22 protein-coding genes and 3 pseudogenes are annotated in these 20,972 nt (G+C 67.4%); 12 read left to right on the top strand and 13 right to left on the bottom strand.

Annotation, left to right across the window (positions count from 1 at the left end; all coding sequences use genetic code 11):
- Positions 1 to 96 precede the first annotated feature (96 nt).
- Both OG609_RS45040 and OG609_RS45035 read right to left on the bottom strand, forming a co-directional pair.
- Positions 97 to 2,664, bottom strand: a complete 2,568-nt coding sequence (locus tag OG609_RS45040) for an FtsX-like permease family protein (RefSeq protein ID WP_327278521.1) — start codon at positions 2,662 to 2,664, stop codon at positions 97 to 99.
- Positions 2,664 to 3,446: an ABC transporter ATP-binding protein gene (locus OG609_RS45035; protein ID WP_327278520.1), complete on the bottom strand. Its 783-nt coding sequence runs from the start codon at positions 3,444 to 3,446 to the stop codon at positions 2,664 to 2,666. The genes OG609_RS45040 and OG609_RS45035 overlap by 1 nt, the downstream gene beginning before the upstream one ends.
- Positions 3,447 to 3,651: 205 nt before the next feature.
- Between OG609_RS45035 and OG609_RS45030 the strand changes: the two genes are divergently transcribed.
- The gene (locus OG609_RS45030) at positions 3,652 to 4,128 is read left to right on the top strand and encodes an NUDIX hydrolase (RefSeq protein WP_327278519.1); all 477 of its coding nucleotides are present in this window, start codon (positions 3,652 to 3,654) and stop codon (positions 4,126 to 4,128) included.
- Between the two features lie 7 nt (positions 4,129 to 4,135).
- Here the strand turns inward: OG609_RS45030 and OG609_RS45025 are convergent.
- Positions 4,136 to 4,294: pseudogene (locus tag OG609_RS45025) on the bottom strand (IS5 family transposase); the annotation flags it as partial.
- Positions 4,295 to 4,320: 26 nt separating this feature from the next.
- Between OG609_RS45025 and OG609_RS45020 the strand changes: the two are divergent.
- The gene (locus tag OG609_RS45020) at positions 4,321 to 4,488 is read left to right on the top strand and encodes a DUF6228 family protein (RefSeq protein ID WP_327278518.1); all 168 of its coding nucleotides are present in this window, start codon (positions 4,321 to 4,323) and stop codon (positions 4,486 to 4,488) included.
- Positions 4,489 to 4,715: 227 nt separating this feature from the next.
- Here OG609_RS45020 and OG609_RS45015 read toward each other — a convergent pair whose 3' ends face one another.
- Together OG609_RS45015 and OG609_RS45010 are read right to left on the bottom strand one after the other, a co-directional pair.
- Entirely contained in the window at positions 4,716 to 5,681 is a 966-nt protein-coding gene (locus OG609_RS45015; RefSeq protein ID WP_327278659.1) for an ATP-binding protein, read from the bottom strand.
- A gap of 98 nt (positions 5,682 to 5,779) precedes the next feature.
- Positions 5,780 to 6,478, bottom strand: coding sequence for a Mu transposase C-terminal domain-containing protein (locus OG609_RS45010; protein ID WP_327278517.1), 699 nt, complete (start codon positions 6,476 to 6,478; stop codon positions 5,780 to 5,782).
- Between the two features lie 232 nt (positions 6,479 to 6,710).
- Between OG609_RS45010 and OG609_RS45005 the strand changes: the two genes are divergently transcribed.
- Positions 6,711 to 6,998 (top strand): transposase, encoded by a 288-nt coding sequence (locus OG609_RS45005; RefSeq protein ID WP_327270990.1) that lies wholly within the window; start codon positions 6,711 to 6,713, stop codon positions 6,996 to 6,998.
- Between the two features lie 5 nt (positions 6,999 to 7,003).
- Complete coding sequence (locus tag OG609_RS45000) at positions 7,004 to 7,906, top strand: IS3 family transposase (protein WP_327277901.1); 903 nt, start codon at positions 7,004 to 7,006, stop codon at positions 7,904 to 7,906.
- Positions 7,907 to 7,939: 33 nt separating this feature from the next.
- Here OG609_RS45000 and OG609_RS44995 read toward each other — a convergent pair.
- Positions 7,940 to 8,236: pseudogene (locus tag OG609_RS44995) on the bottom strand (transposase); the annotation flags it as partial.
- 200 nt (positions 8,237 to 8,436) lie between these two features.
- On the opposite strand from OG609_RS44995, the gene OG609_RS44990 reads away from it, so the two are divergent.
- Positions 8,437 to 9,084, top strand: a complete 648-nt coding sequence (locus OG609_RS44990) for a transposase (protein WP_327278516.1) — start codon at positions 8,437 to 8,439, stop codon at positions 9,082 to 9,084.
- 74 nt (positions 9,085 to 9,158) lie between these two features.
- Here the strand turns inward: OG609_RS44990 and OG609_RS44985 are convergent, their stop codons facing one another.
- Positions 9,159 to 9,689 (bottom strand): hypothetical protein, encoded by a 531-nt coding sequence (locus OG609_RS44985; RefSeq protein ID WP_327278515.1) that lies wholly within the window; start codon positions 9,687 to 9,689, stop codon positions 9,159 to 9,161.
- 313 nt (positions 9,690 to 10,002) lie between these two features.
- Between OG609_RS44985 and OG609_RS44980 the strand changes: the two genes are divergently transcribed.
- The 4 genes and pseudogenes from OG609_RS44980 (at position 10,003) to OG609_RS44970 (ending at position 13,853) form a co-directional block, all read left to right on the top strand.
- Positions 10,003 to 10,179: a hypothetical protein gene (locus OG609_RS44980; RefSeq protein WP_327278514.1), complete on the top strand. Its 177-nt coding sequence runs from the start codon at positions 10,003 to 10,005 to the stop codon at positions 10,177 to 10,179.
- 1,672 nt (positions 10,180 to 11,851) lie between these two features.
- Positions 11,852 to 12,017: pseudogene (locus OG609_RS46660) on the top strand (Tn3 family transposase); the annotation flags it as partial.
- A 215-nt stretch (positions 12,018 to 12,232) separates the two neighbouring features.
- On the top strand, positions 12,233 to 12,901 hold the full coding sequence (locus tag OG609_RS44975; protein WP_327278513.1) for a DUF4232 domain-containing protein: 669 nt from the start codon (positions 12,233 to 12,235) through the stop codon (positions 12,899 to 12,901).
- Between the two features lie 214 nt (positions 12,902 to 13,115).
- Entirely contained in the window at positions 13,116 to 13,853 is a 738-nt protein-coding gene (locus OG609_RS44970) for an MBL fold metallo-hydrolase (protein WP_327278512.1), read from the top strand.
- A 145-nt stretch (positions 13,854 to 13,998) separates the two neighbouring features.
- Here OG609_RS44970 and OG609_RS44965 read toward each other — a convergent pair whose 3' ends face one another.
- The 3 genes from OG609_RS44965 to OG609_RS44955 form a co-directional block, all read right to left on the bottom strand.
- The gene (locus tag OG609_RS44965) at positions 13,999 to 14,289 is read right to left on the bottom strand and encodes a hypothetical protein (RefSeq protein ID WP_327278511.1); all 291 of its coding nucleotides are present in this window, start codon (positions 14,287 to 14,289) and stop codon (positions 13,999 to 14,001) included.
- Positions 14,290 to 14,332: 43 nt separating this feature from the next.
- A complete protein-coding gene (locus OG609_RS44960) occupies positions 14,333 to 14,464 on the bottom strand; it encodes a hypothetical protein (RefSeq protein WP_327278510.1) in 132 nt (43 codons plus the stop codon).
- Between the two features lie 131 nt (positions 14,465 to 14,595).
- Complete coding sequence (locus tag OG609_RS44955; RefSeq protein WP_327278509.1) at positions 14,596 to 14,904, bottom strand: DUF6300 family protein; 309 nt, start codon at positions 14,902 to 14,904, stop codon at positions 14,596 to 14,598.
- A 134-nt stretch (positions 14,905 to 15,038) separates the two neighbouring features.
- Between OG609_RS44955 and tpg the strand changes: the two genes are divergently transcribed.
- Positions 15,039 to 15,632, top strand: a complete 594-nt coding sequence (gene tpg, locus OG609_RS44950; RefSeq protein ID WP_327278508.1) for a telomere-protecting terminal protein Tpg — start codon at positions 15,039 to 15,041, stop codon at positions 15,630 to 15,632.
- 189 nt (positions 15,633 to 15,821) lie between these two features.
- On the opposite strand, the gene OG609_RS44945 is transcribed toward tpg, so the two are convergent.
- A complete protein-coding gene (locus OG609_RS44945; protein ID WP_327278507.1) occupies positions 15,822 to 16,853 on the bottom strand; it encodes a hypothetical protein in 1,032 nt (343 codons plus the stop codon).
- A 665-nt stretch (positions 16,854 to 17,518) separates the two neighbouring features.
- On the opposite strand from OG609_RS44945, the gene OG609_RS44940 reads away from it, so the two are divergent.
- Positions 17,519 to 17,839, top strand: a complete 321-nt coding sequence (locus tag OG609_RS44940; RefSeq protein ID WP_327278506.1) for a hypothetical protein — start codon at positions 17,519 to 17,521, stop codon at positions 17,837 to 17,839.
- A gap of 60 nt (positions 17,840 to 17,899) precedes the next feature.
- Here the strand turns inward: OG609_RS44940 and OG609_RS44935 are convergent, their stop codons facing one another.
- Together OG609_RS44935 and OG609_RS44930 are read right to left on the bottom strand one after the other, a co-directional pair.
- Positions 17,900 to 18,511: a hypothetical protein gene (locus OG609_RS44935; protein ID WP_327278505.1), complete on the bottom strand. Its 612-nt coding sequence runs from the start codon at positions 18,509 to 18,511 to the stop codon at positions 17,900 to 17,902.
- Between the two features lie 372 nt (positions 18,512 to 18,883).
- A complete protein-coding gene (locus OG609_RS44930; RefSeq protein ID WP_327278504.1) occupies positions 18,884 to 19,258 on the bottom strand; it encodes a DUF6193 family natural product biosynthesis protein in 375 nt (124 codons plus the stop codon).
- A gap of 648 nt (positions 19,259 to 19,906) precedes the next feature.
- On the opposite strand from OG609_RS44930, the gene OG609_RS44925 reads away from it, so the two are divergent.
- On the top strand, positions 19,907 to 20,824 hold the full coding sequence (locus OG609_RS44925; protein ID WP_327277440.1) for a DUF4232 domain-containing protein: 918 nt from the start codon (positions 19,907 to 19,909) through the stop codon (positions 20,822 to 20,824).
- Positions 20,825 to 20,972: the final 148 nt, after the last annotated feature.

The following is a 20,972-nucleotide window of genomic DNA, read 5'->3' as shown; positions in this document are numbered from 1 at the left end:
AAGGCGCAGGACGTCGCGAAGAAGATGAACGCCGACAACCGCGCGGCGTACCTCGACTCCACGACCGACTTCACCTACGACTTGTGGAGCGTCGGCCTACTGGCGGGCGTTGATGACGTCCGCCGGGCGTCCGCCGAGTGCGACGCGGCCGGGGATCAGCGTCGCCGCCGCGGTGAGCACCGCGGCGAAGCCGAGGACCCCGAGGAACATCGGCAGGTCGACTGACGGCTGGGCGGCGCCTGTCATCCCGACGCTGAAGGCGGTGAGCACCGCGAGCGAGATGGCTGTGCCGAGCACCGCGGCGACCAGGACGATCAGGGCGGACTCGATCCTGAGCATCGACATCACCTGGCGGCGGGTCGTGCCGACGAGCCGCAGCAGGGCGAACTCGCGGGTGCGGTCCGAGACCGACATGGCCAGGGTGTTGACCACGGCGATCGCGGTGAACGCGATGATCAGGCCCATCGCGAGGTAGTTGACCTCGGCGTTGGACTGCTGCACGTCGGCCTGGCGGTCGTCGACCTGGGTGCGGTCGAGGACGCCGATGCCCGGGAAGCGCTTGAGGGCGTCGGTCAGCTGCTCGCGGCTTGCCTTGCCGTCACCGGCCGTCTTGACGAGGACGGAGGAGGCGAGCGGGTTGTCGACGTGCCGGGCGACCAGGTCGTGCGACATGGTCAGGTCGCCGAATCCCAGACCCCGTTCGTAGACGGCGGCGACCTTCAGCTCGGCCACGGTGGCGTCGCCGAGCGTCACCTTGAGCGTGTCGCCGGGCTTCTTGCCGAGGTGGTCGGCACAGACGTCGCTCATCGCGATGCTCTTGTCCCCGAAGCCCTTGAGGCTGCCCCGGGAGACGCCTGGATCCCAGTTCGTGGTGAGGCCCTGCACGGAGATGCCCTGCGTCGGGTACTTGTCGAGGCCGACGCGGACCTGGGTCCGGACGATCTCGGTGACCTGGGTGACGCCCGGTAGGGCGCGCAGCGCGTCCGTCGCCTCGGCGGGGACGCCGGGGCCGTTCGAGGAGACCACCCAGTCCGCCTTGTTACCCGCCTTGGCCTGGGCCGAGGCGGCGTCGCCCATGGTGGTCTGCACGAACAGGACGGTGCAGGCCATGCCGATGAGCAGGACCAGTGGGGTGACCGCAGCGGCCATCCGCTTGGCGTTGGCCCGGGCGTTGGCGGTCGCAAGGTGACCGCCGACGCGCGAGAACTTCAGCGGGATCCCGAGGATCGCGACGGCGATGCGGGCGATGACCGGGCCGAGCAGCGAGACCGCGACGGCGAGGACCACGACGGACAGGAACGTGACGGGCTGCGAGGCCGGTTCGGTGCGCAGGAAGCCCAGCAGGACGACCACACCGATGCCGAGGGCCAGGACGAGCATGCCCACGCCGAGCCGTCCCCACGCGAAGTGTCGCTGTTCCATGGACGCCTCGGACAGGGCCTCGGCCGGGCGGATGCGGGCGGTGCGGCGTGCGGAGATGCGGGCCGCGACCCACGCCCCGAGCAGGGACGCGCCGACGGCGGCGGTGAACGGCACGAAGCTGAAGGTGAGTTCGAGGGTGTCGGGGATGGCCTTGAAGTCGATGAACTTGCTGTGCAGCCAGTACGCGATGGGCAGACCCACGAGCGAGCCGAGTCCGCCCGCGAGACCGCCGATGATCAGGGCCTCGCGGCCGATCAGCTGACGGACCTGCTTGGGGGTCGCGGCGATGGCGCGCAGCAGGGCGAGCTCGCGGTAGCGCTGCTGGATGGAGAGCGCGAACGTGCCGACGACGACGAGGATCGCGACGAGCAGTGACGTACCGCCCATGGCGCCGCCCATGGAGACGAGCTTGACCCGGGCCTTGCCCGCGTCGAGGAACTCGATGGGGCCGCGCTCGCCACCGGTGGCGACGGCGTACTTGCGGCCGTCGCCGGCGAGGGCCTTCTTGGCCTGGTCCGCGAGTTCGCTCGCCAAGACTCCGGGCTTGGGCAGCAGGCCGACGGTCGCGACCTGGCCGGCCCGTCCGGAGAGGTTGCGGGCGGTCTCGTCGGAGAAGAACAGCGAGGTCTGCTGGTGCAGGTCGCCGCCCTTGGCCGCCGCGATGCCGCTGACCTTGTACGTCGTCGGGGCGCCGGTCGACTGGACGACGAGGCTGCTGCCGGTCTTGAGGCCGGTGCGGGCCGTGAGTTCCCGGTCGAGGACGACCTCGTCGGCGCCCACGGGTGCCTTGCCGTCGGTCAGCTCGAACGGGGTCAGCGCGGCGGAGGACCAGGCGTGGCCGTAGGACGGCTTGCCGTCGATGCCCGGCACGATCTGGCCCTGTGGGCCGACCGCGTACGCCGGGAAGTTCGTCTCGGGCACCGCCTTGCGTACACCGGGCAGGCCGGCGAGGGTCTCGGTGGTCCCCGCGGGCAGCCAGACCCGCTCGGCCAGCGGCTTCGCCTTGTGCTTCTCCTTGTCCTTGCCTTTCTTCTTCTTGATGGTGGTCTGGTGGACGTTCTGGTCGGCGCCGACGATGACCGGGGCGGCGGCGTAGCGCTCGGTGGCGATGGTGCCGCGCAGACCGGTCTCCAGGAGGATGCCGCAGGCGGTGACCAGGGCGGCGGCGCAGAACAGGGCGAGGAAGGCGCCGATGAAGCCGCCCTTCCTGGCCTTGAGCGTCTGCAGTGCGTAGCGCAGCATCAGGCCCACGCTCCCAGGTGTGTCATGCGCTCGGCGACGAGTTCGGCGGTCGGGGCGTCCACCTGTCCGGCGATCTTGCCGTCGGCCAGGAAGAGGACGGTGTCGGCGTACGAGGCGGCCACCGGGTCGTGGGTGACCATGACGACGGTCTGGCCGGTCTCGTTCACGCAGGCGCGCAGCAGGGAGAGGATCTCCTTGGCGGTCACGGTGTCGAGGGCGCCGGTCGGCTCGTCGCCGAAGATGACGTCGGGCCGGGTGATGAGGGCGCGGGCGATGGCGACGCGTTGTTGCTGGCCGCCGGAGAGTTCGGCGGGCCGGTGGCCGGCCCGGCCGCTCAGGCCGACGCGGCCGAGGATCTCGTCGAGCCAGTTCGTGTCGAGGCTCTCGCCCGCGAGGCGCATTGGCAGCTCGACGTTCTGACGGACCGACAGGGACGGGATGAGGTTGAACGCCTGGAAGACGAAGCCGATGCGCTGGCGGCGCAGCTTCGTCAGCTGGGTCTCGTTCATCTCGTTGAGCTGGGTGTCCCCGATGTAGGACTGGCCGGTGGTCGGCTTGTCGAGGCCGGCCGCGCAGTGCAGGAACGTCGACTTGCCGGAGCCCGACGGGCCCATTACCGCGGTGAAGGAGCCGCGCTCGATCCCCACGGAGACCCCGTCCAGGGCGCGGACGCCGCGGCCGTTCTTGCCGTACACCTTGGTCACGTCGGCCAGACGAAGGGCGTGCCCCCGGTTGACCGTGCTGTAGCCGTCGGGGGAAGGGCGGCTCGTCTCGGTCACCATGTTGCGACCTGTCCTCTCCACAGTGCGGTTCCGGGTTTCAGGGGGATGATTTTCGAGCGTATATGGCATCGAGTCGAACGTGGTCCGTAGTTCTGTAATCGATCCACTTCGGGGCCGTTTTGGTCAGTTGACCCGGTGCTCGCCGGTGGGCTGAGGCGCGTCTGCGTCGCTGCACCTGGGCCGGGTACCGCATAGCGTCAGGACGATGGAAACAACACACCGGCCCGCCGCCCGGGTCATCTGCCTGGACGCTGCCCACCGCCTGCTCCTTCTGCACTGGCGGGATCCGTTCGACGGGACATGGCTCTGGGAGCCGCCCGGTGGCGGCATCGAGCCCGGCGAGACACCGCTGGTGGCGGCACGACGTGAGCTGGTCGAGGAAACCGGCCTTGACCCGGCTGCTGTCCTTGACCGGTCGGTGCTCGTCGACCGTGATGTGCAGTGGAACGGCAAGCGGCACATCGGGACGGAGCATTTCTTCGTCGCTCAATTTGCGGACGAGCAACCATCCCTGGTGCGAACCGGCCTGCTCCCCGACGAGCAGGCCAATTTGGACACGCATGCCTGGATCGCATGGTCGGATCTGGGCTCACTGCCGGACCCGGTTGAGCCGCCGCAGTTGCTGACTGTGCTCGGCACCCTGGTGCCGGACGGCTCGTGGTGTGATGGGGGTTCTGCATGAGGTGCGGTCACAGCGATTGCCGTATGAGGGTGAGCTGGACGGTGGCTTCGTAGCGAACGGCGAGTTTGTCGTAGCGCGTCGCGACGCCGCGGGGCTGTTTCAGCAAGCAGATCCGGTTCTCGACCTTGTGCCTGCGCTTGTACAACTCGCGGTCGAAGCCGGGCGGGGGAAGGAGCGCGCGCCTGGCGCTCTTTGGAACGCGACCTGACCATCTCGGCGGAACACCGCCCGGGCGGCTACGTTCACCTGACGTGGGGCATCCACGACCGGCCTCCGTCCGAGGAGTGGCACTTCGAGACCACCACCGTGCACGCGGCCGGTGAGGCCATGCGAAATCTTGCCGCCGAGCTCCACACGTGACGCTGGAAGGGGGGCTTGTTGGTGTGTGGGGTGCTGGCTGGCCTGGTGTGTTGCGGGTTTGTTGAGGGGCGGGGTGCACGGTTCAAGCGGGGTGGTCGGGGTGTGTGAGCTGGGGTTATGTGTTCTGCGTGGAGAGGGGTTGGGCTCGTTGTAGGTATCGGTAGCGCCAAAAGGCCTGGTTGGTGTTTGTGCTGGTCAGGGCTGTTCTGCCTGCCCGATGAGTGGGGTCAGCGGGTGCGGGGGCGGTGGTGGGTTTCGGCGAGGTGGTCGAGGCGGATGGCTTCGAGCGAGGTTTTGGTGATGCGTTCGGTGCCGTCGCTGATGGCGGTGATGGCTGCTTGGCGGATGAGTCGGGTGAGGGATCCGATGCGGCCGGCGGTGCGCTGGTGGAGGTAGGGGGCGTGGCGGGGGAGTGTGCCGGGTTTGTGCTGCTGGAGGTCGAGGTTGTTTTCGATGTCGGTGATGACGTCGGTGAAGGGGTGGCGGGTGCCGTGGCGGGCGGGGAGGGGCCCGCAGTTGACCAGGGTGGCGCGTCCTGCGAGTTGGGCGCCGCGGGTTCCGGTGAACAGGGGTGTGTCGGTGACGTTGATGCCGGCGTAGACGAACGTGGCGGGCAGGCGTTCGGTGAGGTCTTTGATCAGGTCGGCGGTTTGGGCGCCGGTGGTGGTGCGGGGGTTGAGGCGGTGGATCTCGTCGATGAGGACGAGTTGGACGCCGGCGGCGGTGTAGGTGTGGCAGACGGCGTCGGTGATCTGGGTCTGGGTCATGCGGGTGGTTACGGGGATGCCGAGGTAGCGGGCGAATTCGGTGATGAGGGTTTTCGCGGTGGCGCCGTGCGGGACGAGGACGTACGCGACGGGTACCGCAGCGTGCGCTGATCCGGTCGGGGGCGGGTTTTTGCGGGTGTGGGCGAGGTGGCAGGTACGGCCGACGTTCAGGAGGGCGGTCGTCTTCCCGGCTGCGGCGGGTCCGGTGACGATCAGGGAGGGCCGTGCGGTGGCCTGCTGATGACGGCCAAGGATCATCAGTGTGCGGACCTGGGTGGCGAGGGTGCTGATGGCGGGTGTGCGAATGGTGACGAACGCGGAGTGGTAGGCGAGGCGTTCCTCAAGGCTGCGGGGCGGGCCGTCCGGCTGGGGCGGGGTGAGGGGGTCGGTGGTGGCGAATTGGTGCCAGCCCTGCCAGGTGGTCAAAGGCCAGGACGGCTCGGCCGTGCTGCCGTGACCGGCGCCGGTCACTGTGCCGGCCAGTGCGCTGCTCGAGTTCTGCGCCGCGGGGCGTGGGCGGGTGTTCACCACTTGTCGGCTTCCTCGTGTGCGTCGTAGAGCCTGAACCCGGTGGCTGCGACGGGACTGGCGTCGTCGTCGGGGAGATCGTCGAGGTCGTCGATGCTGTCGTCCTCGTCCCACGGTGCGGGCGGCGCCGGGGTGTCGGCGGACTGTGGGATGTCGTGTTCGGGATGTCGGGCTGTGGGGAGCGGGACTGTGGCGGCGCGGGCCATGAGGGCCTGTTCGGCTTTGGTGGCGTGGCCGCTGTGGACGCGCCGCATGAGCTGGTCGAGGGCATCGGCGAGGTCGGCTTCGTATTGCTCGGCGTCGCCGCTGTTGCTGTGCAGGGTGAGGGTTCTGATGTGTTGCCAGGTGTGGTCGTTGAACGGCTGGTGGACGTGGTCGCGGTGGATCCAGGGGATCTCGGTCAGCTGGCTGTCGGGCAGGCGGACCCAGATCTGGCGGACGTCGTGGGGGTTGTAGTGGATCTCCCATTTCCCGTTACGGCCGGGGTTGGGGGAGGGCTGGCCGCGGTAGGGGGCGAGGAGGTCCGCGTCGTAGGTGCGGTGGTGGATGCGGATTCCGGAGGCGGTGATGGTCTGCCAGCGCACGGGCAGCAGTTCGAGGTAGTCGTGGCCGGTCAGCGGGACGGGGACGTGTCCGGCGACGGCGACGAGGGCGGCCCACATCTGGTTCGGGGTGAGGGCTTTGCGGGGCATCATCGGGGGGGCGCAGGCCTTCGTGGGGGCGGTGGTGGTAGTGCACCAGCCATTCGTCGAGGAGGTCCTGCAGGTGGGCGACGCTGCAGCAGGCCTCTTTCTCGGCGTCGGGCCCGCGGCGGATGACGTCGGATCCGGTGTAGCCGGGCTGAAGTTCCCCCTCTGAAGTGGACAGCCTGATACTGGGACGGATCAGTCCCGGAGGAAGCAGTCCAGGTTGAGTGGCAAGAGCAACATGAGCAAGCGGTACACGTCGGAGTTCAAGCGGGACGCGGTGGCACTGGTCCGGTCGTCAGGGCGGAACGTCACCGAGGTCGCCCGGGAACTCGGTGTGAGTGCGGAGGGGCTTCGCGGCTGGGTGAAGCAGGCGAAGGTCGACTGCGGCGAGGGGGCGCCCGGCGCGCTGACCACGGCGGAGAAGGATGAGCTCCAGCGGCTGCGCAGGGAGAACCGGGAACAGCAGCAGACGATCGAGATCTTGAAAAAAGCAGCGGCCTTCTTCGCGAAGGAGACGATGAAGTAGGCACGCTGTGCCGTTTCATCGACGCGGAGAAGGCCGCCGAGGCCAACCCTGGCGGCTACAGCGTGGCTTTGCTGTGCCGTGTCACGGGGATCAACCGCTCCACCTTCTACTCCTGGCTGGCGGCCCGGCCGACAGCGGCCGAACGACAGTGCGCCGAGGACGAGTTGAGCGAGGAGATCCGTGAGATCCACGCCTCCTCGCGGGGTGCCTACGGCGCCCCGCGCGTGCACGCCGCGCTGCGGCGCAAGGGACATGCGATCAACCGGAAGAAGGTCGAGCGGATCATGCGCGAGCGCGACATCCGCGGCATCACCCGCCGCAGACGCCGCCACCTGACGCAACAGGACACCAAGGCCGCACCGGCTCCGGACCTGGTCGGCCGCGACTTCACCGCTAACCGGCCCGGCATGAAGCTCGTCGGTGACATCACCTATCTGCCGACGATCGACGGCTGGTGGTATCTCGCGACCGTCATCGACCTGGCGACGCGCGAGGTGATCGGTTACGCGATGGCCGAACACCATCGTGCCGAGCTGGTCACCGACGCGCTGCGGATGGCCGCCGGCCGCGGTGACCTTCAGGGTGGCTGCATCATGCACACCGATCGCGGAAGCGAGTACACGAGTGGCGAATTCCGCCGCGAACTACAGGAGTTGAACCTGAGGCAGAGCATGGGAAGAACCGGCATATGCTACGATAACGCCGCAGCCGAGAGCTTCTTCGGACTGCTGAAAGCGGAGATCGGCACCGCCGTCTGGGAGAGCCGCGAGGCGGCCCGCGCTGACATCTTCCGCTTCATCGAGGTCGAGTACAACCGCACCAGGCTCCGCAAGCACCCCGAGTTCGGGTACCTCACCCCACTCGAAACCCGAGCCAGGCTGCAGCACGACTTCACCCCCGCAGCGTAAGCAACCGCTGTCCAAGACCAGGGGGGAACTTCAGGGCAGGTGCTGGCAGAACAGCGCGTTGATGGTGCCGAAAGCACGCTCCACGATGCCCTTGGCGGTGGGGGCGTGGGGCGGGGCAGGCTGGACGCTGATGCCGAGGGTTTCGCAGGCGGCGGTGAATGCCCGGGAGACGAAGACCTTGCCCCGGTCGACGACGATCGTCTCGGGCAGGACGACCGGCCGGGCCGCCGCACCGGCCAGGCGCTCGTCCAGCGTGGCCAGCCGCTGGTGAGGCAGTACGCGAGCACGGTCCATGCGCAGGATGTCCGGCCAGGTGGGACGGGCGGGGTGCGTACCACCGCAGATGCCTGCAGGTCCTGGCGCCGAATCCAGCCCAGCTGGCCCCCGAGCCGAAGAAGCTCGAATCCCCCTCCGACTCGCCCTGGCCAAGGGGACACCGCTTCGCTGACCGCACCCGCGACAAGCACGCGACCGTCCACGAACTACTGGCAGCCGGGCTCAGCCGGAGGGCCATCGGCCGCCAACTCCATATGACCTCCCGCACCGTCAAGCTCCTCGCCGACGCAACGACCCCGGAAGAACTGTTCCACGGGCAGTGGCAAGGCCGGCCATCCAAACTCGACGCCTTCAAGCCCTACCTGGATGACCGCTGGACCCAAGGCTGCACCAACGCATGGACGGCATGGGAGGAGATCGTGCCGCTCGGCTATCAGGGCAGCTACCAGCGGGTTCGCGCCTACTTCCGGGAGAAGCGCCTCTCACCGGGCCCCGTCACAGCTCGCCCACCGTCACCCCGGGTCGTCGCTGGATGGATCCTCCGCCGGCCGGAGAGCCTCACCGAGACCGAGCACCTTCGGCTCAAAGCCGTGCTGGTCCACTGCCCCGAACTCGACGCCCTCACCGGCCACGTCCGCTCCTTCGGACAGATGCTCACAGAGCGCCGGGGCGAACGGCTGCCGCAGTGGCTCGACGCCGTCCGGCGAGACGACCTCCCCGGCCTCCACACCCTCGCCGCAGGCATCGACCGTGACCGCGATGCCGTCATCGCCGGCCTCACACTGCCCTGGAGCTCCGGCGTCGTCGAAGGCCACGTCAACCGAATCAAGATGCTCAAACGCCAGATGTTCGGCCGAGCCGGCTTCGCCCTCCTCCGCAAACGCGTCCTGCTCTACTCGTGAAGCATGCAGTCAGGGCATATAGGGCGTCACTGACCTGGCGCCCTGCCGGTGCGCCACTTGATGTCGCGCCATTATCAGCGGACAGTCCACTCGTCCCTAGGGACGCAGTCATGCACGGTGTAAGCCCAGCCGTCGAATCGCGCGAAGACCGGTCGTGACAGCAAGATGTCGCCAGCTCGTTGCGCACGCACCATGATCCCGAGCTCGTCCGACGCCGCATCACCCTCGACAGAGATCATGGGGCTCATGCCGCGCCCCTCCTGGTAATCGTGGAACTGTTCCGTCAGCTCGGAAGGCACCCGCCCAACCAACTGCATCCCGTCCATCGAGACCAGTGGTCCACACAGTGCGTCGACGACTACGCAGGCCAGCCCGCCGGATTCCCTGTAGTAGACGGTGACAGCCCTTATGTACGCCGGGGCGGTCATCTCGCGAAAGACGGCCTGGAGCACAAGGTCGCCGTGTCGCTGCATGGGGGAGACGGTTCCAGTGAACCCCTGCAGCTCCATCGCGGCGCTGGCTTCCTCGTGACTCATGCCGAATCGGAGCGGTCCCACGCTCTCGAAGGGGGTGTAGTGCCACTGCACTCGATCGGAGTCGTTCACGACAGACGACATAGTCCGGCCATCTCACCACGTGCCACTGACATCACACTCAGTCAGCCCTCCACGGAAAGTGAGCCAGAGCCCGAGAAATGACGTCAGTTCCTGGTCGCGGTGGCTGACAGACCGCGGCTTGATCACCAGCCCTCGTCCGGGGAGGGCTGGTGATCGGCTGCCATATTCTTCTGCCATGGCAAACTGGCGGCGACCTCTGGGCGATGCTCTCTGGACCCTGGATCGGGCCCTGGGTGGGCAGCGGCGTCCGACTCGGATCCAGAAGTGGGTGGCCCGACACCCACTCGGCACCGGTCTCTGCGTGGCCGTTCCCTTCGCGCTCTTCTTCTTGATGCTGTCGCGTGAGGAGGAGCCCGACGACCCCATGTTCGCTGTGGTCTTCGGGCTGGCTCTGGGCTTTGTCTTCGCCCTCACGGCTGTCTCAGAGCGCCTCCGGCAGCGCCGACTCAAGCGTCTGGGGATATGGGACGGATCCTGAACAGGGCCAGGAGTGGCGCGGGCGCAGACTGGGAGAGCAAGAGGAGGGTGGGGATGTCACGAAATCCGAGAGCCGAGTTCTTCGCTGGCCCGGGCGGGATGTGCTTGAGCATCGTGTTCTACGGGTGGACAGCAGCCAGTAACGGCACTGCTCCCTGGTTGAGGGTTGTCGCGGCGCTCTTTCTCGTGGTCTGGGTGCTGTTGCTCGCGAGGCACCTCTTGCGACGGGCCCGTGGCCGCACGTCACCGGAGCACTCGGATGAATCGGCATCTTGAAGGAAGCGATGCTGCGGACGACCCGCCGTCTGTGAGGGAGGCGGGCCGTCGATGTCGGGGAGGCAGGTTCAGCTCGGCGAGCTGCGAGATGCGGTAGGTCACATACCATCGACGCTAAACCTTCCACCCGACTCGAAGGTCAAGCTGTGGCCGGCGCACCGAAGAGGATCACCTCCACCACCGCGAGTGCTCACGTCTCGGTGCATCACCCGAACCAGCGATCGTGCAACGACTGTTGCGGCTGCTAGCCTCGCCGTTTCGGTTGGCGATCAGCGACGCCGCCTCAGCCCAACCGAAACGGCGAGGTTAAAGCTGAAGGGGATCTTCGAAGCCTCCCCTCAGCAGAGGTGAACTCTGCGACAGTCCAAAGGGGCCTGAGAGGTTCGAGACCACCGAGACACACCGCCTGGACCGCGCGATCGTCGCGATCAGCGTCAACCCGGAGCTGGGCACCCCAGTGCCCGATACCCTGCTGCGCGACTACGTCGACGACGTCGACGGGGTCCGCGTCATCTACTACGTCACGGCCCTTCGACAGATCACAATCGTCGCGTACGTTGAGTTGTAGGAGCCTCCCGAGCACCCGTGCAGCGCCCCCGGACCACTGGCTGGCCCGGGGGCGCAGCTGTGTCTGCTGCCCCCCTGCTGTGGGTGCGGCAGGGACGTGGTGGGCGGTGCTGCACGGGTGCCAGAGAGCGATGACATTCCGAGGCCGGCGCCCCGGGCGGCACACGGGTGCTGCTTGTGCAGCGGGGCTCGTGCTGCAACGCAGCAGCGCTGTGCAGCAAACGGATGTTCGCCTGCTGCTCGGCGCGCGCGGTGCATGCGGTCCGCGGCCAGCTCCCAGGCAGCACATGGGGGCTGTTCGTGCAGTGGCCAGGACTTGCTGGTGGGTGCAGATAGGGCACTACGGTGCGGGCATGACGCTCACCTCGCCTTGGCCAATGGGACCAGCGCTTACCGATTGGCTCGGGGTCGGCAGGCGTCTCAATGGCTGCGCCCATGACGCCTGTGCTGGTCCAACGCGTCCTTGCCGCCCAACGGCTCGTCGAACGCAAGTACCGGGGCCGCTGCCGAGGGAGCGGAAGGTACCCCTGTCGTAACGGGACCCTTGATGGGGTCCCTGCCTGCATGCGGCATCTCTCGCCGGAGGAACGGGCGGCTGTCGATGAGCTTCTGAAAGGGGCCTGGCGTCTAGTCGATCGGCCGCGACCTGACCGGCGTCGACCTCGGCACCATCCCCGGATAGCCCCGGGCGCGCGCGGCGATACTCAGCCCCTGACGGTTGGCAAAACGGTCAACCTGCAACTCACCCTGGACTGAGCGCCAGAACACCCAACTCGTCGTCCAGCGGACCTTGCCGCTGGGCGAGCCGGAGATCGTTGGCAGGTGCGAGTGCGACCGTCACCCAGCTCCGCGCAGACGGGTTCGCGGTCCGGGACGAGGACGTGGCCCGCCTCTCGCCGTTTGCACGCCGTCACATCAACATGCTCGGCCAGCCAGCTCTCGGGCCTGCCTGGCGGCCTACAGCCCCAGCGCAATCGAGATTCCGACGAGGAGTGAAGTGCTCGTTCTGGCCGGGACCACGAACGCGGGTGATCACGTGCATCGTCGATGTGTACGTCGCCATCTGCGACAGAACGAGTGTGGCGCCTTGGCGGACCGTGAGGTCAATGCGCCTGTGACAGAACGAAGACGTCGCGGAGGACGGCCTGTGACTCGGTGCGAGATACAAATACTTCCGACCGCATGCACCGCGCTATTCCCGGGGGAACACCGTGAAGTACACCCGTATCACTGCTCTCGCCGCCATCGGCGTCGCCGCCACCCTCTCGCTCACCGCCTGTGGCAGCGACAGCTCCGGGAAGGACTCGTCCTCCAAGGGCTCCTCGTCCTCGTCTTCTTCGTCCTCGGACGGTGGCTCGAAGTCGGAGGGCGGCTCAGGCTCCGGCGTCTCGGAGGCCGGCAACGCGAAGTCGGGCTCCGGTGAGGACACCAAGGCAGAGGCAGCCGCGAACGGCGCGACGACGACCGGCGCCAAGGTCACGTTCTGCAAGACGGAGGACCTGGCCATCGACGCCAGGGACGCTGCGCCCGACAAGGACTCCGGCAGGATCGACATCACCATGATCAACCGGGGTTCGACCACCTGCTCGGCGACGGGCTTCGCAGGCGTCGACATCAAGGACACCGACAACACCTCGAACCCCATCGAGCGCGGCCACGCCCAGCCGCGTATCACCACCCTGAAGCCCGGCGACGCCGCCGTCTTCAACCTCGCCTACGACATCGACAACACCGGCAACAGCCTCGCGTCCCCGACCAACATCCTGGTGACGCCCCCGAACGAGACCCACACCGTGAGCCTGAAATGGCCCGCGGGCGCGGGGGAGATCAAGGGCGCCTACACCGACGTTGAGGTCTACCCCACGCACACAACCAATTAGGGGTGGCGCCTGCGGCCAACCCCGGTGCCTAACCGCCGCATCCGGCGAGGACCCTGGCCATCCAGCATGTAGCTGGTGCTCTGACCCGTAGCATTTGCCGGGTTTCTTGATCATCTGGCTTAGGCCGGGTCTGCCGCTTCACCGCGTGAAAACCGCCGTTGCGCCCGGGCCGTGCAAGTTCGGCCTGCAGAACTACCCATGAGAGCATCGGCTGGTGCGCAGACTGACGGTGCTGGGGACATGTGGGGCCTGGCCTGAGGCTGGCCGGAGCGCCAGCGGCTTCCTGCTGGAGTACGACGGGTTCCGGCTGGTGCTGGACCTGGGCTACGCGACTTTCCCGCGGTTGCTGGAATGCTGTGCCGACGGGCAGGTGGACGCCGTGGTGGTCACCCACGAACACCCCGACCACTGCGCCGACCTCAGCGCCCTGTGTCGCTCGCTCCACTTCGCGGAGGAGCGGGGCGCCCGCCTGCCGTTGTACTGCCCTCTTGGAGTGATTGGCCGAGTCCAGGCGATGGAACCGACCGAGGACCTGCTCGACGTCTTCGACGTGCACTCGCTCCCTTCGAGCCACCAGGTGGGACCGTTCCGGCTCGATGCCATGCTGCTGCCGCATCACGTTCCGCATGCGGGCGTGCGGTTGACCGCGCCGGGCCTGACCCTTGCGTACAGCGGCGATGCCGGACCGGACCCTGCCCTTGCCCGGCTGGCGGCAGGGGCAGATCTGTTCATTGCGGGAGCCACGCTTCAGGGCGCATCCGCCGACAGCGGCGATCACCACCTGATGAGCGCCGTGGATGCTGGGGCCTGGGCCACCCGTGCCGGGGCCAAGCGCCTGCTTCTCACTCACTTCTGGCCCGGCAGCGACCGCACGCGTTCGACCGCCGATGCCTGCAGCAGCTTTTCGGGCGAGGTGATCGCCGCCGAGGAGAGCATGGTGCTCTCCTTCTAATGCGCTGATGGGTGAGGCGCCGGTTACATGATCAGGCGGCGAGGGCGGGCCGGCCTCCCCCGCGCAGTCCTTTCGTGCTGGAGCAGGTAGAGCGACTGCAGGCCGAGTGGGTGAGGGACTCACGTCGTAGGCCGGGTCGGAGGCATCAGGACGGCTCGCCAGGCGCTTGGGTGGAACACCAGCGGATGACGTCGGGCAGCTGGCGGGAGCAGGCGGCCGGGATGAAGAACAGCCCGATCATGCCGAGCCCGGTCACGGTGGCGCTCAGCAAGCCCACCGATACCGATGGGTCGTCGACCGAGGCCACCCCGCAGAACACCGACGCGACGGCGACGAACAGCAGCGACGCGACGATCCACCGCTCCCGCAGCGGGGAGCGGGTCTGCGCCACCACGCTCATCCACCACGTCCAGCCCGCCATCACGCAGAACAGCACGGCCGCCGACGGCAGCAGGACGGGCGGCGCCCACCGCGCGACGTCACCGCGGGGCAGCTGCTGCCCCGGCCTGGTGGCCGACCTGGACCAGCCACACCGGGTACACCGGCACCTCGATGGCGATGACCACCCACATCAAGACCCGCAGTCCCCGTAACGCGCCGCGCTCGTTCATCCCTTAGCCCTCCCCCTCGATCATCAAGTCCAGGGGAACGTACTGACCCTGCTCCAGCCCCGCCAGAGCGCCCTCACCCGAAGGAGTGGGATCGGCCAGCACCTTGCCACCACTGGGGCGTCAGACGGTGTTCAGAGCTGATCGGGCGGGGCGTCCTGCAAGTACCAGCCGTGGACAGCCATGCACTCCTTCGTCCACTCCATCAGCAGGTGCGCGCCCTCCTGGACGCGGCCTTCGTCATGGCCGCCGCCGTCGGCGAACCACTGGACGAACAGGCCGGCCGCCGGGCGGTCGGCGTCGCCGGTGTCGCAGGCCGGGCACAACTCCAGGTGGATCGGCCGTCCATGTTCGTCGTTCTGCGGTGCCACTCCGCTCATGATGAGGTCGCCTCGGCAGCGTGAACACTGCGGCAGTCGGTCGGAGAACTTGAGCAGTTCCATGGCCAGCCCCCTTGCTCTGGACGTGGCCCTCAACCCAAGACCCGCTGACCTGCGCCGTCAACCCCTTCGACGGGCGGCGGAACACCGTCCAGCGTCAGCCTCTGTCCACAGGCCGGTACCGCTGTGCTGATCACATGACTGACGAGGAGAAGGCACAGCAGGCGGCCCGGACGCGCGCCAAGATCATGGAGGGCCTCGCCCGCGCGGAGCGCGCCCTGTTCACCCGTCCCGCGCCGAAATCCGCGCGAGCCCAGATGGAATTCCTTCGCAAGCGGGAGAAGGGCTCCACCAAGAGCCTGGCGGAGCGCCTGGGCGTCTCCCGCAAGACGGTGCAGTGCTACCTCTCAGGTACCTCCACCGAGCCGAACAAGCGCCTCCAGGAGGCACTGGTACAGGAGACCGAATCGGAGTGGCAACCGCAGGTCAGGGCGCGGGTGAGGCAGCGCGCGACCACCTCGGGCGGGCTCGTCATCAAGTTCCGGGCCTCCCTCGGCTTCACCGCGAACGGGTCCTCGGACGACGCCCGGGTACGGGACCTCAGCATCGCCGTGTCGCCCTCCCACGCGGCCCTCATCCTGGCGGCACAGGAGGAGGGTGCGACGGACACCGACCTGCACGAGGCGGTCGCAGAGGCCATCGCGGACGCCTATTTCCGTCAAGGCGGTGGCGGTCGTGCGGGCCTGAAGGTGAAATTCACGGACGTGGAGTGGCTCAACATTGAGTTTTAGCCGCACGGAATTCACGACTGCGATAAACCTTTCTTGATGAGCCGAAGCGCGATAGGTGTCACATCGGCAGGTCTGTTGTCACAGAGCACCTCCGTCGGTGGTCTTCGCTTACTCATGCCGACGCGGTGACCATCTGCAACGCCGTACTCGAGGCGCTGTGACGCCCGCGCCGTTCAGGGGCGGAGGCGGTCAGGGAGTGCTCTGCGAAGCGGCGGCCCGGTCGCAGACGAGTTGCATGAGTTCTTGGGCCCGCTGCACGAAGTCGAGCCTGTAGGGGCCGTCGCCGATCGGGCCGTAGTTCATGTCGATGAGGACCGCCCCCACCCGGGCCCGCATCTCGACGTGGTCGCCTTTCCAGTCGCTTTGGCCGTCAGTGATGGTGTAGCTGGTCGCGAAGCTCTCATCACCACACTTCGGCATCGCGATACGTGTCTCTTTGGGATCGCTGGTTTCGACACCCTTCAAAAACTCCGCGTACCCGTCGATCACCGTTTGGACGTCTCGGCACGCGGTCACGCGGTAGAGCACATTGAGGTTGCCCGAGTTCTTTTCCGGGTTCTGATAGTTCGCAGTTCCCGCGTTACACCCCTTGTCCCCTTCAGAGGGGAATCCGTTGGGCGCACTGAAGACTGCCCAGCCCGACGGCATGTCCTCCAGTCCAGGCACCACGTTTTCCGTCTCGGCCACAGTCAGCGCACGAGGTGTAGTGGTCCTCTCCTCGCTGCCGCTGCCGCTGCCGCTGCCGCTGCCGCTGCCCGACGCCGATCCGGCGCTCTTGCCAGCCGTCGCGGATGTGGAACCGCGGCCGCTGTCCGGAGAGTCATCAGAACTAAGGATCCGGCTCCCGCCGTACACAGCGAGGACGATCACGGCGAGGACCACCAGCACGGCCAGTACGAGCGCCACCATGCCGGCCGCTGACGTCGGCTTCCTGAAGTTGATCGTCCCGCTGCCGACCAGGATCGGGTTGTCGCCGCGCATCCGGCTGCGGTCGATGACCACACCGCCGGCAGCATGCGGTGCGCTCAGGTGAACCGTCAGTGCGTGCTGCAACTGGGGATCGGTCTCGATCTCCTCGGCGAGAACCGCCGATGCCCCGGCCCGCGTCTCCGGGGACGCCCCGGTCTCCTCAAGATCTGCCAGTGCGGCCCGGCCGCGATCCGACGCTCCCAGCCGGTCTCGTACGACCTGCGCGACGGCGGCCCCGGCCTGCTCGCCCATTCTGGTCGCTGTTCCCGTGATCACAGCCGCCAGGACCCCGACAGCGGCCGCGGCGAGTTCATCCGCTCCCATGGCACCCCCCGAATCACACGGACACTAGGCAACTGCCCCTGTTCCCTCATCATGCCAGCGAGACACCGGAACACATCCAACTCCTCACTGATAGCTGAAAGTTCGCGGAGTCGTTGCGTGGGTGGTGCGGGTGGCTGGGAGCAGGATTGCCGCAGGCGAGGGCAACCTCGGCGGACCGCAGCGAACGCCCCCGGTCCGCCTCGGTGCTGGTGACAGAACGGCCTCCGAATGAGCACTTGTGACAAGCCGAATGCCTCATTGGTGGCACCTAGGCTGCCTCGACCGGTCCTGTCCGCCGGTTCAGGCGGCTTTGCCGGTGACAACTATCGTGCTTCGGCTCAAGAAAGTGAGCCGAAGCACGATAGTTGTCACTGAGGCAGGAGGTCTGTCGCCAGGACTTCCGGGCAGGGCGGGGCTGGGAGCTGTGCCAGAACCCGTGCCTTGTGACGTTCCGTGACGGTGGACCGGGCCGGTAGGGCCAGTGTGGCTCACGTAGTCACCTGGGGCTCATCAGCTTCTTGCTTGTGCAACCCGTTTCGATACCCAGGCGTCCGGCCCCTTGACGGACGGCTGCCGATTACCCGGGAGGGCACGTGGCGAAGAAGGACCGGACAACGGACGCGGCGAGGGAGAAGGACCGCGAGAAGTGGATGGCTCGTTTCCAGGTACGGCTGGCCATGCAGCCGGGAGCGGACCGGGCAGTGGTGCTCCAGGCGGTCAAGGGAGTCACGACACACTGCGCGGATGCGGGAGAGCACCCGCGGACTGCTTTCGGCGACCCGGACGCCTATGCCGTGCAGGCTGCCGCGCGGCTGGTACCGGCGGACCGGGCGGCGCGCGCGAGGCGGCACGGCGCCGCAGTGGACGCGCTCGGCTCCGTGCTGAAAAGGGCCCGGGACGTCGCCGGTCTGTGACCGGTTGAAGCGACGCCCGCCACGGCTCGGCGCACGGGTTCTGAAGCAGCCAGTGGGCTCTCAAGAACCAAGGAGTGATCTCTTGACCGCCTCGCTCAGTTCCGTCCTCAGCGGCCTGATCCTCGTTCGCCACCACTCGGCACGCTCAACCGGTTCGACATGCACCGCGAGTGTTTGGCACAGCAGGTCGATGCGTTCAACGATGCTGATGACCTCGTCAGATCCCAGATGACCAATGTAGTACCGACTTCGATGAAGCTCTGCAAGAACGTCCACGAGGTGCTCGCTACCAGCTTGACGGGCCAGGAAGGCTCGGCGGAACTCTGCCAAGGTGTTCTCAAAGTTCCTGTACTCAGCGCTCCTCGTCTCCACCATCCACCGTCGGTGCTCAGCGTTTGCTTGCTGACCAGCAACCTCGATGGCACTGCGATGGCTCTCAATCGCGAGCTCCAGAGCCCTCGTGTGGTTCGCCTCTGCGGCCTCGTTGGCCTTCTGGTGGTTGGCGTCAACGACCTCTAACGCGGCCTGGTGGTTGGCCTCCGCCACCTGCAGTGCCGCTCGATGGTTCGCCTCCGACTGCGCCAGCGCAGTGCGCATCTGCCAACGAGCGATCAGCACGCTTGCGGGGATGCTGAGCAGAGCAAGCGCCGCGGCAACACCGGAAAGGTCCATGACAGTTATGGTGCCCGTGCCGCCTTCGTCACCGGTCCACTGACAAATAGCCCAGGTCCGTTGTCAGAGGACAGTCACGCTCACAGTGCGTCACATCAGTGGTGTCACGCTCCCTGCCACGCCGACTGTCGCGCCCGCCGGGTCACCACGCAACAGCACCCGCCGAATGTCTGTATTGAACGGTTTTCGAGTGTCGGGAGGGCCGCGAACCCCCGTTCCAGGCCCGATCCGGCGTGACAGTGTGACAGCGTGACACCCCTGCCTGGCGGCCCAGCTGGTGATCACGCTCCGTCCCCATTGACCCGTCTCATCGAAGCTTGACCAGTCTCCGCGAAGTTTGACCGGAACGGCGGCTGCTGCTCTGCGGCTGGTTCAGTCGTTGGAGCTCTCCGCTGGGGGCCACGGCCCCTCGAAGGCCGGTCCGCAGTCGTGCGGCAGGTGGGCCACCACCAACGCGGCCGCCTCATTCGGTGTGAGTGACTCGCCCAGGACACGCGGCGACGCACCCCGTGGCGCGTACACGATGCACGATTGCGCGTCGCCGACGATGAACGGCAGGTTGTTGCTCCATGGGAACTGCGTGTTGCGGTGAAAGGTGAGCGCCCCGTGGCTCGGAAACGGGAACAAGGCCCGCAGCCGAGGTTCGGCGTAGGCGGCCTCTATGACTGCGGGCTCTCCCCGTCGCGCCGTGGGATGCCCCTCCAGCATGAGCCGCCAGGTCTTCTCGACAACCGTCTCCTCAGCCATCCCGCGATCATGACGTCTGTACTCGGCCAGGACAAACCGTTCCACCCTGATGGTCAAACTTCGATGAGACTCACCAAACTTCGCTGAGACAGGTCACCCATCCGAGACCGGCGCCGACGCGCTCCTGGCTGTCCCGTCTTCTGCGATCTGGCTCCGATCTCAGTTGATCTGGTCCGATTCGCTCTCCGTCTCAGGCGGTCTGGTCCGTCGATGCCGCTGTCGGTGCGGGATGGTGGGCTTCGCCCATGAGTTATGGCCTTGCTGTCTGGGAAGGCGAGCGTCCTGCAGGCGACGCTGCTGCGGCCCAGTGCTTCACGGATCTGTACGACAAGTACATCGACGCGGACGGGGCTGACGTTCCTCCAACCAAGCAAAACGAGGCCTATGCCGCCGCGCTCCTGGAGCGATCCCGATCTCACCGAAGTCGAGCCTCTACCGTCCCGGGCCGGGAACGGCGATGCGCCTTCAGAGGGGGCCAAACACGGCCGGAACAGGCAACCGTAGTAAACACCGTGCCCCTGATCTTGCCCGGAGCCGCGTATCCGCAGGTCGCAGTAGCCCACTCGGCAGGCGGCCCGTGACACGCCTGTGACCGGAATTTTGGCTTACACCATGGCTCGGCGCTCGCGCCCCTGATGGAGTGACCTGATGCGCAAAGTCACTTCCCTTCTTCCGGCCCTCGCCGCACTCCTGCTGCTCACGGCGTGCGGATCCGAACAGGCAGGCACCCCCGGCGCAGTCGCCCCCGCGTCAGGGACCGCCGTCACCGACCCGCCCGTGGACGGCGTCCGGATCACTTCGGTGACCATCCCCTCCGCCACGCCCACCCCCAAATCTGACGGGTTCTCCGTCCACGCCGACCCCCTTCCCACCGGTGACTCCGGGATCTCGGCCGCCTACGAAGTCACCAACAACGGAACCGAGGCGCTGACGTACACGATCCTGTTCGACTTCACCACGGACACCGGCGAAGTCATGGGCAACAGCCACGAGACCGTGCGCTCGGTCGGCCCCGGCGCGACCGAGCGCGGCACGGTCCGGGTGGGGGTGCTGGCCCCCGGAGCGTCCCGGGTGACCCGCGTCAAGGTCTCCCGGGTGACCAAGGTGCCCGCCGCCGAGGCGCCGCTCGCGTCCGGCGAGTGTCCACCCTCCGGCATCCGCCTCACCACCGATGACGGCGACGCCGCGATGGGGCTGCGCGTGGTGGGCTTGCACCTGGAGAACTGCGGGAAGCGCGACTACTCACTTGACGGTTACCCGCTTCTGGAACTGCTGGACAAGGATCTGTCACCCGTCCAAGGCGTCCGGATCGTACATGGAAGCGGTGGCATCAGCACCGGTACCGGATTTGACGAGCCGGCCCGCCCGCTGGTCCTGAAGCCGGGCGAGAGCGCCCTTTCGGGCCTCATGTGGCGCAACACCACCGAGTCCGGCGCCGCCGTCAACGTCCCGTACGTCAGGGTGCGGGCCGAGCAGCGCGCCGATCCGGTGACCGTGACGCCCCACCTCGATCTCGGCACCACCGGCAAGCTGGCCGTCCGTGCCTGGACGCGCCCGTCGAAGTAGGACCCCCGCCCGGTCTCAGTGCCTCCGCTGCGGCCATCAGAGGGGGTGGTGGGGGCGGCGCCTGATCGTGGACGGGGGTCAAGGGGCAGGTCCCAAGGGCCCTACTGAGCTGCACCGACCAGATTGGTCGCAACACCTGAACCGAACC

Source organism: Streptomyces sp. NBC_01224 (genome assembly GCF_036002945.1).
In the GTDB taxonomy this organism is placed as follows: Bacteria; Actinomycetota; Actinomycetes; order Streptomycetales; family Streptomycetaceae; genus Streptomyces.
Note: the sequence above shows the minus strand (reverse complement) of the source record. Positions and strands in the feature narration are given on the sequence as shown.

Coding starts and splice junctions, on each gene's coding strand:
- OG609_RS45040 (WP_327278521.1), bottom strand. CDS start 2,664: ATGCTGCGCTACGCACTGCAGACGCTCAAGGCCAGGAAGGGCGGCTTC.
- OG609_RS45035 (WP_327278520.1), bottom strand. CDS start 3,446: ATGGTGACCGAGACGAGCCGCCCTTCCCCCGACGGCTACAGCACGGTC.
- OG609_RS45030 (WP_327278519.1), top strand. CDS start 3,652: ATGGAAACAACACACCGGCCCGCCGCCCGGGTCATCTGCCTGGACGCT.
- OG609_RS45010 (WP_327278517.1), bottom strand. CDS start 6,478: ATGATGCCCCGCAAAGCCCTCACCCCGAACCAGATGTGGGCCGCCCTC.
- OG609_RS45005 (WP_327270990.1), top strand. CDS start 6,711: ATGAGCAAGCGGTACACGTCGGAGTTCAAGCGGGACGCGGTGGCACTG.
- OG609_RS44990 (WP_327278516.1), top strand. CDS start 8,437: ATGACCTCCCGCACCGTCAAGCTCCTCGCCGACGCAACGACCCCGGAA.
- OG609_RS44960 (WP_327278510.1), bottom strand. CDS start 14,464: ATGAACGAGCGCGGCGCGTTACGGGGACTGCGGGTCTTGATGTGGGTG.
- OG609_RS44955 (WP_327278509.1), bottom strand. CDS start 14,904: ATGGAACTGCTCAAGTTCTCCGACCGACTGCCGCAGTGTTCACGCTGC.
- tpg (WP_327278508.1), top strand. CDS start 15,039: ATGACTGACGAGGAGAAGGCACAGCAGGCGGCCCGGACGCGCGCCAAG.
- OG609_RS44945 (WP_327278507.1), bottom strand. CDS start 16,853: ATGGGCGAGCAGGCCGGGGCCGCCGTCGCGCAGGTCGTACGAGACCGG.
- OG609_RS44935 (WP_327278505.1), bottom strand. CDS start 18,511: ATGGACCTTTCCGGTGTTGCCGCGGCGCTTGCTCTGCTCAGCATCCCC.
- OG609_RS44930 (WP_327278504.1), bottom strand. CDS start 19,258: ATGGCTGAGGAGACGGTTGTCGAGAAGACCTGGCGGCTCATGCTGGAG.
- OG609_RS44925 (WP_327277440.1), top strand. CDS start 19,907: ATGCGCAAAGTCACTTCCCTTCTTCCGGCCCTCGCCGCACTCCTGCTG.